General features: G+C 32.6%; 11 protein-coding genes, 2 tRNA genes and 1 other RNA gene. 11 read left to right on the forward strand and 3 right to left on the reverse strand.

The window, feature by feature from the left end; translation table 11 throughout:
* Nucleotides 1-416: 416 nt before the first annotated feature.
* A tRNA-Leu gene (locus tag OCV48_RS05720) sits at nt 417-500 on the reverse strand.
* A 178-nt stretch (nt 501-678) separates the two neighbouring features.
* On the opposite strand from OCV48_RS05720, the gene OCV48_RS05725 reads away from it, so the two are divergent.
* The 11 genes from OCV48_RS05725 (at nt 679) to OCV48_RS05775 (ending at nt 11,875) form a co-directional block, all read left to right on the forward strand.
* Nucleotides 679-813: a hypothetical protein gene (locus OCV48_RS05725; RefSeq protein ID WP_262559198.1), complete on the forward strand. Its 135-nt coding sequence runs from the start codon at nt 679-681 to the stop codon at nt 811-813.
* Nucleotides 773-2,587, forward strand: coding sequence for a methyl-accepting chemotaxis protein (locus OCV48_RS05730; protein ID WP_147591391.1), 1,815 nt, complete (start codon nt 773-775; stop codon nt 2,585-2,587). Before OCV48_RS05725 ends, OCV48_RS05730 begins: the two co-directional genes overlap by 41 nt.
* 321 nt (nt 2,588-2,908) lie before the next feature.
* Nucleotides 2,909-2,992: transfer RNA gene (locus OCV48_RS05735), tRNA-Leu, on the forward strand.
* Between the two features lie 92 nt (nt 2,993-3,084).
* Entirely contained in the window at nt 3,085-3,798 is a 714-nt protein-coding gene (deoD, locus tag OCV48_RS05740; RefSeq protein ID WP_147591392.1) for a purine-nucleoside phosphorylase, read from the forward strand.
* Between the two features lie 212 nt (nt 3,799-4,010).
* Nucleotides 4,011-5,018: a deoxyguanosinetriphosphate triphosphohydrolase gene (locus OCV48_RS05745; RefSeq protein WP_021983760.1), complete on the forward strand. Its 1,008-nt coding sequence runs from the start codon at nt 4,011-4,013 to the stop codon at nt 5,016-5,018.
* 107 nt (nt 5,019-5,125) lie between these two features.
* A complete protein-coding gene (dnaG, locus tag OCV48_RS05750; RefSeq protein ID WP_021983759.1) occupies nt 5,126-6,910 on the forward strand; it encodes a DNA primase in 1,785 nt (594 codons plus the stop codon).
* Between the two features lie 29 nt (nt 6,911-6,939).
* Nucleotides 6,940-8,070, forward strand: coding sequence for an RNA polymerase sigma factor RpoD (rpoD, locus tag OCV48_RS05755; protein WP_021983758.1), 1,131 nt, complete (start codon nt 6,940-6,942; stop codon nt 8,068-8,070).
* A gap of 35 nt (nt 8,071-8,105) precedes the next feature.
* The gene (locus OCV48_RS05760) at nt 8,106-8,807 is read left to right on the forward strand and encodes a tRNA (adenine(22)-N(1))-methyltransferase (protein WP_021983757.1); all 702 of its coding nucleotides are present in this window, start codon (nt 8,106-8,108) and stop codon (nt 8,805-8,807) included.
* Nucleotides 8,808-8,810: 3 nt separating this feature from the next.
* The gene (locus tag OCV48_RS05765) at nt 8,811-10,475 is read left to right on the forward strand and encodes a nucleoside kinase (protein WP_021983756.1); all 1,665 of its coding nucleotides are present in this window, start codon (nt 8,811-8,813) and stop codon (nt 10,473-10,475) included.
* A gap of 85 nt (nt 10,476-10,560) precedes the next feature.
* An RNA gene (rnpB, locus tag OCV48_RS05770) (RNase P RNA component class A) lies at nt 10,561-10,910 on the forward strand.
* 53 nt (nt 10,911-10,963) lie between these two features.
* Nucleotides 10,964-11,875: a polysaccharide deacetylase family protein gene (locus OCV48_RS05775; RefSeq protein WP_021983755.1), complete on the forward strand. Its 912-nt coding sequence runs from the start codon at nt 10,964-10,966 to the stop codon at nt 11,873-11,875.
* Between the two features lie 142 nt (nt 11,876-12,017).
* Here the strand turns inward: OCV48_RS05775 and OCV48_RS05780 are convergent, their stop codons facing one another.
* Both OCV48_RS05780 and pyrB read right to left on the reverse strand, forming a co-directional pair.
* Complete coding sequence (locus OCV48_RS05780; protein ID WP_021983754.1) at nt 12,018-12,449, reverse strand: aspartate carbamoyltransferase regulatory subunit; 432 nt, start codon at nt 12,447-12,449, stop codon at nt 12,018-12,020.
* Nucleotides 12,450-12,546: 97 nt separating this feature from the next.
* Nucleotides 12,547-13,467, reverse strand: coding sequence for an aspartate carbamoyltransferase (pyrB, locus tag OCV48_RS05785; RefSeq protein ID WP_021983753.1), 921 nt, complete (start codon nt 13,465-13,467; stop codon nt 12,547-12,549).
* Nucleotides 13,468-13,632: the final 165 nt, after the last annotated feature.

Consider the following 13,632-nt stretch of genomic DNA (forward strand, 5'->3'; position numbering starts at 1 on the left):
ACTAATACTAATAGGTCGAAAGCTTAACCAAAACGGTTTAGGAAAGAGGACGGAAGTTAAGAATTGGAAGATAAGTTAATGTGTAGTTTTGAAGGTACAGAAGGATATATAAAGAAGAAAAAGAGAACAGATGATGTTCTCTTTTTTGCTTGCCAGGAAAATTCGTTGAAATTGTCCTGGTAAGTAAAAAACGCTCCGCGAGGATCGCACTGAGGTGGAGCAGAAAATGTTGCTATATCAACCAGCCGCAGACGGGGAATGTCGCAAGCGACATTCTTTATTCTTGTGTAGAAATATATTAAGTGAAGACCTAAAGAAAGCTAATTGAGAAAAATAAAAATAGAACAACATATGCATTGTTCTATTTTCTTTTATACTGAATCAATATATTCTTATACTATTATCAAAATTAAAAATGCACTCGATGGGACTTGAACCCACACCCAGAAAACTGGACATGAACCTGAATCATGCGCGTATGCCAATTCCGCCACGAGTGCATAATCTGTTTATAATACAGACATAGCCAATATTATAACAGTAAAAATAGTAAAAATCAATATCTTAAACATAATAAAAAAATATTTATTGTTTTATTAATATGAAATATATGATAAAATTAGATTATAATATTACGTGATGTAAAATTACATAAAAACTATATTCTAGAGATGAAAATTGAGTGTATTATGGGATAATGGTAATCTGTCAGATGTGGTTTATACACATATATATGATAAAGACTCAATAATGATTCGGAAATGGAGATACTATGGAAGAAAAAATAGCGGAAGATATGGCAGGAAAGATTGAAGAGTTGTCAGAAAACATTAAGAAAAAGAAGAAAAAAATTAAAGAAGAGAAAAAGGAATTACATAATCAGTTTCAGAAGAAAGGGTTAATGAAGAAGATATTACTTGTTTCATTAATACCTATTATAATAATGGCAGTGATGTTAACAGTTATAAGTTCATATAAACTGATAGAAGTAATGAGAGAAGATGCCTATTCAGAACTTGAAGCAGTTGCTAATATGGTAGATAAGGTTTATGATGAAATTGATGACAGTAATTATGTATACGAAGATGGCGAATTAAAAAAAGGAAGTTACAGAATAACTAATAACAATACCATGATTGATGCAATTAAGAAGAAAACTGGAGATGACATAACAGTATTTTATAAAAATGAATCTATTTTGACTACTATATTCGATAAAAAAATGAATAGAGTAAATCATTTATTTGTAAAAGAGGATATAGAGAATACAGTTATAAAAAATGGTAAAGTATACAAATGCAGAGAAACAATTGCAGGAACAGAATATTGCTCAGTATACATTCCGTTGAAAGATAATTCGGAAAATGTTATTGGTATGTTATCTGCTTCTAAAGAGATAAAAATAGTAATTGATAAAATGACAGAAGTAGTATTAATTATTGGTTGTTCAATTTTGGCTTTACTTGTAATAACCATTTTTGCAATAACTTATATGGTTAATGGTATTATTAAAAGGATTAAGAACGTATCAGGCTATCTTGGAAATATGAGAGGTGGCGATTTGACAACTTCAATTGATAAGAAAGTAATCGATGATAAGACAGAAATTGGTGACATAGCCGAATCAGCAATAAAGCTTAATTTTTCATTGAGTGAAATGATAGAGAATATAAAAAATATTGTTAATAATCTTTCAGAGTCATCAGTTAAGATAAAAGAAACAGTTGATATTACTAATAGTACAACAGAAGAAGTCGATAAAGCAATAGAGGAGATTGCGACGGGAACAGTATCACAGGCAGAAGAGACACAGAATGCCACAAATGATATTATAGCTATGGGACAGGAGATTGAGAGAATATCAAAGTCTGTCGAGAATCTTACTAATAACTCTAAGATAATGAAGAAAAATGGCGAAGAAGCACATAAAATGGTTGTTGAACTATCAGTAGCAAATGCAAAAACTATGTCAGCAGTAGACAGAATATATAAACATACTGAACTTACTAATGATGCGGTATTAAGAATAAGCAATGCAGCAAATGCTATAACAGCTATTGCTGATGAAACTAATCTGTTAGCCTTGAATGCAAGTATAGAAGCAGCGAGAGCAGGAGAAAATGGTAAAGGCTTTGCAGTGGTAGCAAGTGAGATACAGTCATTAGCTGAACAGACTAATGTTTCAGCAGATGAGATAATGAATGAAATTAATGGTTTAATGTCTGAATCAGAAAAATCAGTAGAAGTTATGAGAGAAGTTAAAATCAATGTTGATATGCAGTCAAGTAAGCTTGCTAATACAAAAGAAAATTTCAATGTAGTAATAGATGGAGTTATGAAATCTGTTGAAAGTGTAAGTGAAATCGAATTACTTATGAATGAATTAAATGAAAACAGAAAACTAATAATTGACATAATACAGTCGTTGTCAGCAATTTCAGAAGAAAATGCGGCAGCTTCAGAAGAAACGTCTGCATCTACAATACAATTAAGTGAAGTAATTAACGACTTAGCTAAAGATGCAGATAGTTTAAATAATTTAGCGCAGACACTTAACAAGGAAATAAGTGTATTTAAAACAGTATAATTATTTATCATATAATATATTAATATCTAAAGTAAATAACTTCTAGCCAATAAAAAAGGTTGGAAGTTATTTTTTTAAATAATATTATATAGATATAAAGTGTCATTCAAAAATAATAAGGTAATATTTGAAGATAATGTTTAAGTGAGAGTATACTTTTAATTTTAGACGGGAATTCTGTAAGTAAAATTTTGACGAATAATGAGATTGAAATATAAAAATAAATAATTTAACAAAATAATAGAAAAATAATTAAAAAGTTGTTGACAAATGTCTATATTAATGTTAATATAATTAACGCATTTGAGTTAACAAATGAATGCGGAAATGCTGGAATTGGCAGACAGGCTAGACTAAGGATCTAGTGTTGGCAACGACGTGAGGGTTCAAGTCCCTTTTTCCGCATTGCAAGCCCTTAGAGATAACTAAGGGCTTTTTACGTTATATAAAATTTATTTAAGTATCTGTTAGAAGAATATGGAATGGAGGTATGCTTTATGTCAACACCACATAATAGTGCAAATAAGGGGGATATAGCAAAAACTGTATTGATGCCCGGAGATCCTTTAAGAGCAAAATTTATAGCTGAAACATTTTTAACTGATGTTAAACAGTTTAATGAAGTCAGAAATATGTTTGGATATACAGGAAAGTATAATGGAAAAGAAGTTTCCGTAATGGGCTCAGGTATGGGTATGCCATCAATTGGTATCTATTCATATGAGTTATATTCAATGTATGGTGTAGAAAATATAATAAGAATTGGTTCAGCAGGTTCATATTGTGAAGAAGCAGGAGTGTTTGATGTAGTACTTGCCAATGCTGCTTATTCAGAATCAAGCTATGCAAAGATACAGAGTGGATATGATAAGGATATTACATATCCATCAGAAGTTTTAAATTATAAAATCAGAAAATCAGCCCAAAATCTTGGTAAAAAGATAATAGAGGGTTGTGTACATTCATCAGATGTATTTTATAGAGAAGATAAAACTCCTTATTATAAGAATTTATATGAAGAAAAAGGCTGTGTATGTGTTGAGATGGAGAGCTTTGCGTTATTCCATAATGCATCAGTCTTAGGTAAAAATGCAGCATGTATTCTTACAATATCTGATTCGTTTGTATCTTCCCAGGTTACAACCGCAAATGAGAGACAGAAATCATTTACAGATATGATGGAAATTGCATTAGATGCAGCAATTATGTAGATATGTAGAATAAAAGTATAAAAATATTTACATAAAAAAAGGAAATAAAAGATTTATGTAGAATAATATATATGGAGGATTGTGATAATCACAGAATTATAAATTATATTAGTTATAATTATCGATTTACAATGCCTGAATCAATTTTGAATTAGTTCCAAAGCAGATTTATAATAATTTTATAGTAGAATATAATAGCAGGGAGGAATTTGATGACTATTAGAGAAGAATTAGAGGAAATTGAATTAAAAACTCTTAGTAAATATGCGTCATTTAGCAGATATTCCAAAGGTCGCGACAGAGAAGAAACTCCATGTGATATACGAACCTGTTATCAGAGAGACAGAGACAGGATAATTCATTGTAAGGCATTTAGACGATTGAAACATAAAACACAGGTATTTTTAGCACCGGCAGGTGACCATTATAGAACCAGACTCACGCATACTCTTGAGGTTTCGCAGATTGCTAGAACAATAGCAAAAGCTCTTAGGATGAATGAGGATTTGACGGAAGCAATTGCTCTTGGACATGATTTGGGACATACTCCATTTGGACATGCCGGAGAATCGGCACTTAATAATATTTGCAAGGATGGTTTCGCACATTTTGAGCAGAGTATAAGGGTAGTCGAGATTCTAGAGAAGAAGGGTCAGGGATTAAATCTTACTAAGGAAGTAAGGGATGGTATAGTCAACCACAGAACTTCAGGCAATCCATCTACTATGGAAGGTAAGATTGTCAGACTTTCGGATAAAATAGCATACATTAATCATGATATAGATGATGCGATTAGAGGAAAAATACTTAGTGAAAGTGATTTGCCTGTCGAATTTACAAATATATTAGGTCATTCTAAAAAAGAAAGACTTAATACGATGATTTATGATATTGTTAATAACAGTCTAGATGAACCAGATATTATAATGTCGGTAAGAATAGAAAGTGCAATGAAGGGGCTGCGTGAGTTTATGTTTAAAAACGTGTACTCTAATCCTGTAGCAAAGGGAGAAGAGATAAAGGCAAAACGTATGCTTACACAATTATATAATTATTATTTATACCATATAGAAGAGATGCCGGAAGAATATATATGGCTTATCAATGTTAGAAAAGAGAGGCCTGAAAGAGTAGTATGTGATTATATTGCTGGAATGACTGATCAGTATTCAGTTAGAAAATTTGAAGAATTATTTGTTCCATCTTTCTGGAAGTCATAATATAGAATGCAGGTAATTAAATAAATACTTAGTTAGTAGTTACATATTATACGAATTATAGGGTAAATTGTAATTACCTGTATAGATAGCATAAAAGTGAGGAAGATATGTATTATTCAGATGATTTGATTGAGGAAATAAGGTCTAGAAATGATATTGTAGATGTAATTTCTTCATATGTGAAATTGAAAAAACAGGGAGCAACATATTTTGGATTATGCCCATTTCATAATGAGAAGTCACCATCATTTTCCGTAACACCGGGTAAACAGATGTATTATTGCTTTGGTTGTGGTGAAGGTGGAAATGTATATTCATTTATTATGAAATATGAGAATTATTCATTTGTAGAAGCTGTTAAGATGTTAGCAGACAGAGCAGGAATAACTCTTCCAGAGGCAGAATATTCAGAAGAAGAAAGAAAAAGAGCAGATTTGCGTGCCAACCTGTTAGAAATTAATAAAAAGGCGGCAATGTATTTTCATCATCAGTTGAAAAGTGAAAAAGGAAAGATAGGTCTTAAGTATTTTAACGAAAGAGGACTTGATAATGAAACTATTGTAAGATTTGGTCTTGGATATTCAACAAAGACAAGTAATGATTTATATCAATATATGAAAACATTTGGATATTCAGATGATATATTAAAGGAATCAGGGCTTTTTTCATTCTCTGAGAAAGGAACTTATGATAAATTCTGGAACAGAGTTATGTTTCCTATTCTTGATATTAACAGTCGTGTAATTGGTTTCGGCGGTCGTGTTATGGGCGAGGGTGAACCGAAATACCTCAATTCACCGGAGACTAAGATATTTGAGAAGAGCCGTAATCTGTATGGTATGAATTTCGCAAGGATAAGCAGGAAACCATATTTACTTATATGCGAAGGATATATGGATGTTATAGCTTTACACAGGGCAGGTTTTACTAATGCAGTGGCGGCACTTGGTACAGCATTTACAGACCAGCATGCGATGCTTATTAAGAGGTATGTAAAGGAAGTCGTACTTACCTTTGATAGTGATGGAGCAGGTCGAAAAGCGGCTCTAAGGGCTATTCCGATATTAAAGCGTGCAGGCATTGCAATGAAAGTGTTAGATATGACACCATATAAGGATCCTGATGAATTTATAAAGAATTTAGGAGCCGACGAATATCAAAAGAGAATAGACAATGCAATGAACAGCTTTATATTTGAAATAAAAATGATGAGAGAGCAGTATGATTTAGATGATCCTCATGCAAAAGCGGAATTCTATAATAATGTTGCTAATAAATTATTAGAATTTCCGGACGAGCTAGAAAGAAACGTGTATATTGAAGCTGTAAGTAAAGAATTTATGATACCATTTGAGAGTCTTGATAAAATGGTTAAAAAGTTAGCTCTATCGTATAGTGGAGAAGGATATACTGATAGATATAATGAAAATGAAGTAAATGAAGAAATAGAAAGAGACTTAAAGAAATCTAAAAAACATTTAGAAGATGGTGTTAAGCAGGCTCAGAAGATTTTATTGACATGGTTGATAGAAGATGAGAATATTTATGGAAAAATTAAAGATATTATTTCAGAAAAGGATTTTGTCGAGCCATTGTATTATATGGTAGCAAAAATGCTATTTGAACAGTTAGAAAGTGGAGCAATTAATCCGGCGAAGATTCTGAATCAATTTACTGAAGAGGACGAACATAGAGAAGCAGCAGAATTGTTTAATACTTCATTACGTGAAGAGATGAGCAGTCAGGAAAAGGAAAAAGCACTTAATGATACAGTGTATAAGGTTAAGAAAAATAGTCTTGATTATGCAAGCAGAAATGCTAAAGAAGTAAGTGAATTACAGGAAATTATCAATGAACAGAAAAAATTGCAGAAAATACGCATAATACTGTAAAACTTAGATGTATTGGAGGACGGCACAATATGAATGAAAATGATTTAAAATTTAATGAGAGAATAGCAAAACTGTTAGAATTGTCTAAAAAGAATAATAATTCGTTAAAATATGAAGATATTATGGCAGAATTTCCAGATACTTCAGAAGACGGAGAATTATTTGACAGGGTTTTTGAGCAACTTGAAAAGGCAAAGGTTGAAATTATTCCAATGTCGGATAAAGAGATGGATTCATCAGCTCTTTTAGATGAAATTGATGGTGATGAAAAGTATGAAGGCATACCTGATGTAGATTTATCGAAGGTAGATTTGTCTGTTCCGGAGGGTGTTGGAATGGATGATCCCGTAAGAATGTATCTTAAGGAAATAGGTAAAGTGCCACTTTTGACAGCAGAAGAGGAAATTGAACTTGCCAAGAAAATAGAATTAGGTGATGAAGAAGCTAAACAGAAGCTTGCTGAGGCTAATTTACGTCTTGTTGTAAGTATTGCAAAAAGATATGTTGGAAGAGGAATGTTATTCTTGGATCTGATTCAGGAGGGTAATTTAGGTCTGATTAAGGCTGTTGATAAGTTCGATTACAGAAAAGGATATAAATTCAGCACATATGCTACATGGTGGATAAGACAGGCAATTACAAGGGCAATTGCGGATCAGGCAAGAACAATCAGAATACCGGTCCATATGGTAGAGACCATTAATAAGATTATGAGAGTGTCAAGACAGTTAGTTCAGGAACTTGGAAGAGAACCAAGTGCTGAGGAGATAGCTAAAAAACTTGATATGCCTGTTGAGAAAGTAAGAGAAATTATTAAGATAGCCCAGGAACCTGTATCATTAGAGACACCTATCGGAGAAGAGGAGGATAGTCATTTAGGTGACTTCATACAGGATGATAATGTTCCTGTTCCTTCTGAAGCAGCAGCCTATACAATGTTAAAAGAGCAGATAGGAGAAGTTCTAACATCGCTTACTCCAAGAGAACAGTTAGTTTTAAGACTTAGATTTGGACTTGATGATGGACGTTCAAGAACGCTTGAAGAGGTTGGAAAAGAATTTAATGTTACAAGAGAGAGAATAAGACAGATAGAGGCAAAATCTTTGAGAAAATTAAGACATCCAAGCAGAAGTAAAAAGTTAAAGGATTATCTTGATTAAAGTTATGGATTAAATGCCCTGAAGTGGAGGACAATGTGAAACTATCAGACAGATTACAGGCAGTTGCATCATTTGTGACACCCGGCTTAAGGGTAGCTGATATAGGAACTGACCATGGATATATACCTATTTATTTAACAGAGCAGGGAATAGTACCCTATGCCATTGCGATGGATATAAATAAAGGTCCTATATTACGTGCACAGGAAAATATAAAAGAAAATGGTTTAGAGAAGCTTATAGAGACAAGATTATCTAATGGTTTTGATAAATTAGAACCGGGAGAAGCTGATTGTGCGGTAATTGCCGGAATGGGTGGAGAGCTGATTACAAAGATTTTAGATAATGGAAGAAATGTGACAGATGAACTTAAAGAGTTAGTATTATCGCCACATTCGGAAGTATGGCTCGTAAGAAAATATCTTCATAATAATGATTTTAAGATTATTGATGAGAAAATGATTATTGATGAGGATAAATTCTATACGATAATGAAAGTCGTAAAGGGCATAGATGACATTTATTCAGAAGAAGATTATATGTATGGTAAAATACTTATAGAAAAGAAAGATGAAGTATTAATGAAATACATTTACAAGGAATATAATAAAGTTGAGAAGATATTTGAAAATATAAGCAAAAACGGCACTGATAATGCAAAATCAAGAATAGCAGAGTTAGAAAAAGAAAAGAAAATGCTTACTAATGTAATGAATAAATTAGAAAATGGAGACTAAGGTATGGCAGAAATATGTAATGTAACGGTGGGTGGAGAATTAAAACAGTACAATGAGGGAATAAGTTATACAGAGATTGCTAAAGATTTTCAGGATCAATATGACAGTCCTATAGTCTTAGTATTGAAGAATGGAAAACTTACAGAGTTATTTAAGAAAGTAACAAGTGATTGCAGAATTGAGTTTTTAACAACTAAGACATCGCCCGGAATTGAAGCATACAGAAGAAGTGCAACATTAATAATGTTAAAAGCCTTCTATGATGTGGTAGGTAATAAGAATATTAATAAAATTTCGGTACAATATTCGTTAAGCAAAGGTTATTATTGTACATTAAATAGCAAAGTCAAACTTAATCAGGAACTGCTTGATAAAGTTAAGATAAGAATGAATGAAATAGTTGCTGAAAATGCTCAGATTAATAAGAGAACTATTGGTACAACAAGTGCTATAGATTTATTTAATCGTCACAGAATGTACGATAAAGAGAAGTTATTTAAGTATAGAAGAGCATCTAAGGTAAACATTTATAGCCTAAAAGGTTTCGAGGATTATTTCTATGGATATATGGTTCCTAATACAGGTTATGTAAAATATTTTGATTTATTTCTGTATGATGAAGGTTTTGTTCTACAATTACCAACTAAGGAGAATCCGAATGTTGTTCCTGAATTCAAGCCACAGAAGAATCTATTTAATGTTCTTAAGGAATCGGAAAAATGGAGTGAAACGTTGAAGATAGATACCGTTGGTGCATTAAATGAGCAGATTTCACAAGGAAATATAAAGGATATTATTCTTGTGGCAGAGGCATTACAAGAGAAGAAGATTGCTGAAATTGCTACCATGATTGCAGAGAGCAAAGATAAGAAATTCATAATGATAGCAGGTCCGTCATCTTCAGGAAAAACAAGTTTTTCACATAGATTAAGTATACAACTTAAAGCTAATGGGCTTAATCCACATCCAATTGGTGTTGATGATTATTTTATTAACCGTGATATTACACCTAGAGATGAAAATGGAAATTATAATTTTGAAGTGTTAGAAGCACTAGATGTAGAGCAATTTAATAAAGACATGTTAGACCTGTTAGATGGTAAGACAATTAAAATGCCGACATATAATTTCATTACAGGAAAACGTGAATATAAGGGGAATACACTTACACTCGGCAAAGATGACATTTTAGTAATTGAGGGAATTCATGGACTTAATGATAAATTATCATATGCATTGCCAAAGAACAGCAAATTTAAGATATATATAAGTGCTTTAACACAATTAAATATTGATGAACATAATAGAATTTCGACAACGGATGGCAGACTTATAAGAAGAATGGTAAGAGATGCAAGAACCAGAGGAATATCTGCAGAAGAGACTATTGCCAGATGGCAGTCAGTAAGAAATGGTGAAGAAAGCTATATTTTCCCATTTCAGGAGGAAGCAGATGTAATGTTTAATTCTGCACTCATATATGAATTATCCGTTTTAAAACAATTTGCAGAACCACTATTATTCGGTATACCATCAACATCTCCAGAATATGTTGAAGCTAAGAGATTATTAAAATTCCTGGATTATTTCTTAGGTGTTAATACAGAGGATATACCTAATAATTCACTTGTAAGGGAGTTTGTAGGTGGAAGTTGCTTTAATGTATAAAATTAAATACTTAAACAAAAGTTAACAGATTAGTAATATAGAGATGTTTACAAAAGATTGTTATAGTGATAAAGTAATAATGTATTGAGTAGGACAGATAATCGTGGCTGCTATTGGCGAAAGTACGCAGGTAAGGAAAGTCCGGGCTTCACAGGGCAGGATGCCAGATAACATCTGGTAGAGGTGACTCTAAGGCCAGTGCAACAGAAATAAACCGCCATATTCTATATGGTAAGGGTGGAAAGGCAGAGTAAGAGACTACCGCTGTAATGGTAACATTACAGGCACATGTAAACCCCATCCGAAGCAAGACCGAACAGAAAACAATTAGTTGCCCGCTAAGTTTTCGGGTAGGTCGCTTGAGCCTATTGGCGACAATAGGACTAGATAGATGATTGTCTAAAACATAACCCGGCTTACAGTTCTGCTCATTACAAATGATGAATATAATAATATAGAATTTCAAAAGATAGGATTAAGGTAAGAATATGAAAAAGCAGATTATAGGATTGGTTATATCGATTGTACTTGCCATTATAGTAATATGTGTTGGTGTGTTTGGCTCAGGTAGGATTAAATCATCAGATAAGAACAACAAAAGTGAAGAAAAAACATCAAAAGTAGTTGAGTCAGGTAATAAAGAAGATACTTCGAATAAAGATGAGATAAACTCTGAAGAAACAACCTCAGAAGAGGCAACAACACAGCCTGAAAGTACTACACTTGAAGAGACAACTTCAGAAGGAGAATCAGTTGATAAAATAGATTATTCGAATCCTAATATAGACCCAGCTAAACCAATGGTCGCATTAACATTTGATGATGGACCTGGTGGAGAAAGTACAATAAGAATATTGGATGCATTAAAGAAATATAATGCTCATGCAACATTTTTCGTTGTAGGTTCTAATATAGATAAATATGCAGATATTATCAAAAGAGAAGCAGCGGAGGGAAGTGAAGTTGGAAATCATACAAATTCACATGCACAGCTTACTAAATTAGATACCAATGGTATACTAAGTGAGGTAAATGGTGTTAAAGAAAAAATTATGCAGCTTACAGGACAGAAAGTAGTTCCAATCAGACCTCCATATGGTGCGGTAGATGATAATGTTATGGCAACAATTACTGACCCGGTTATATTGTGGTCAATTGATACATTAGACTGGAAGACGAGAGATGCGCAGTCAACTATTCAGAATATCCAGTCATCTGTCTATGATGGTGCGATTATTTTGATGCATGACATCTATTCCACAACAGCAGATGCGGCTGTAAATATTATTGACTGGCTACATAGTCAGGGATACCAGATGGTTACAGTGAGTGAATTGGGATATTACAGAAGAGGTGGTTTAAAGACCGGAGTAAGATATGGAGCATTGCAGCCAGAGTAAAGTTTGAAATATATAAGGAGTAATACAACCAAAGTAAAGATAAGATGTAAAAACAGTCATCATTGTATGAAGTCAATATCAGATTATTTCTGATTCTTGGATTAATACAATGATGACTGTTTTGTGTTGTTTTTAAAGTTTATTAAAGAGATGGATTATATTTCTCTTCACAATATTTACAACGGTAAACTTCATTTTCCTTATCGGCAAGGAAGAAAATCTGCTCTAGTTCCTGTTCTATTGAAGTAATACATCTTGGATTCTTGCATCTGATTACATTTCTAATTAATTTTGGAAGCTTTAAGTCCTTCTTTTCGTAAATAACACCATCTTTAATAATATTGACAGTTATATCGTGATCAATGAATCCAAGGATATCTAAGTCAACTAAATCAAGAGAACCCTCAATTTTAATAATATCTTTTCGCCCCATTTTATTACTGCGTGCATTTTTGATTATGGCAACCTGACAGTCTAATTTATCAAGCCCTAAATATTTATATATAGACATTGATTTTCCTGCTTTAATATGGTCTAAAACAATGCCTTCATTAAGAGAACCTACATTTAACATATTAAACCTCATTTCTGCGTTGTGTTATGTTACTAAGGGTTTGCGACAGCAACGCAAGCACAAACCCGTTTGTTATAGTTTTTAATAAGATTTATGATTAATTAACTTTTATATTTAAAAGTGTAAGAATAAGTGCCATTCTTACGTATACACCATATTGAACCTGTTTAAAGTATGCAGCACGTTCATCGTCATCAACTTCAACAGAAATTTCATTTACACGAGGAAGAGGGTGGAGGACAAGCATATCTTTTCTGGCTAATGCCATCTTATCAGCATTAAGTATGTAGCTGTCTTTTAATCTTATATATTCTTCTTCATTAAAGAAACGTTCACGCTGTACACGAGTCATATATAAAATATCAAGTTCAGGCATTATGTCTTCAAGATGTTCAACTTCTTTATATTCAATATTATTTTTTTCTAAAACGTCCTGTTTAATATAATCAGGAATTCTTAATTCTTTTGGTGAAATAAGAACAAATTTAATACCTGTGTATCTGACGAGTGCATTTATAAGAGAATGTACGGTACGCCCGAACTTAAGATCACCACACAGACCGATAACTAAATTATCAAGTCTACCCTTGAGAGATTTGATTGTCATAAGGTCTGTTAAAGTTTGCGTTGGATGCTGATGTCCACCATCGCCAGCATTAATTACAGGAATCGATGATTTGGTGGAGGCAACTAAAGGTGCACCTTCTTTTGGATGACGCATTGCACAGATATCTGCATAGCAGGATATAATTCGGATAGTATCTGAGACACTTTCCCCTTTTGAAGCTGAACTTGAATCAGCTGAAGGAAAGCCGAGTACATTGCCGCCAAGATTAAGCATTGCAGCTTCAAAGCTTAAACGGGTTCTTGTACTAGGCTCATAGAACAAAGTAGCTAATTTTTTACCTTTACAGGCATCTTTGTATTTATCAGGATTATGTTCAATATCTGTAGCTAAAGCAAGTAAATCATCTAGCTCTTCAACTGAAAAATCCAATGGACTTAATAAATGACGCATAATTCCTCCTAACTGTCATACTTATGTATGAACTTTTAAATAATATATTAATATATGTTTTAAGTAATTGCAATTAGAAAATAAAAATATTCTTCAAAATTAAAAAAAAAACTATTTACAAAAAGATAATCATATATTATAATAAGTAACATCTCAAATAACAAA

It is taken from the genome of Bovifimicola ammoniilytica (assembly GCF_025567085.1).
GTDB classification, from domain to species: domain Bacteria; phylum Bacillota; class Clostridia; order Lachnospirales; family Lachnospiraceae; genus Bovifimicola; species Bovifimicola ammoniilytica.

Excerpts from the sequence above, each read along its gene's own strand:
- OCV48_RS05765 (WP_021983756.1), top strand. The coding sequence starts at position 8,811 with ATGGCAGAAATATGTAATGTAACGGTGGGTGGAGAATTAAAACAGTAC.
- OCV48_RS05780 (WP_021983754.1), bottom strand. The coding sequence starts at position 12,449 with ATGTTAAATGTAGGTTCTCTTAATGAAGGCATTGTTTTAGACCATATT.
- deoD (WP_147591392.1), top strand. The coding sequence starts at position 3,085 with ATGTCAACACCACATAATAGTGCAAATAAGGGGGATATAGCAAAAACT.
- OCV48_RS05730 (WP_147591391.1), top strand. The coding sequence starts at position 773 with ATGGAAGAAAAAATAGCGGAAGATATGGCAGGAAAGATTGAAGAGTTG.
- dnaG (WP_021983759.1), top strand. The coding sequence starts at position 5,126 with ATGTATTATTCAGATGATTTGATTGAGGAAATAAGGTCTAGAAATGAT.
- rpoD (WP_021983758.1), top strand. The coding sequence starts at position 6,940 with ATGAATGAAAATGATTTAAAATTTAATGAGAGAATAGCAAAACTGTTA.
- pyrB (WP_021983753.1), bottom strand. The coding sequence starts at position 13,467 with ATGCGTCATTTATTAAGTCCATTGGATTTTTCAGTTGAAGAGCTAGAT.
- OCV48_RS05745 (WP_021983760.1), top strand. The coding sequence starts at position 4,011 with ATGACTATTAGAGAAGAATTAGAGGAAATTGAATTAAAAACTCTTAGT.
- OCV48_RS05775 (WP_021983755.1), top strand. The coding sequence starts at position 10,964 with ATGAAAAAGCAGATTATAGGATTGGTTATATCGATTGTACTTGCCATT.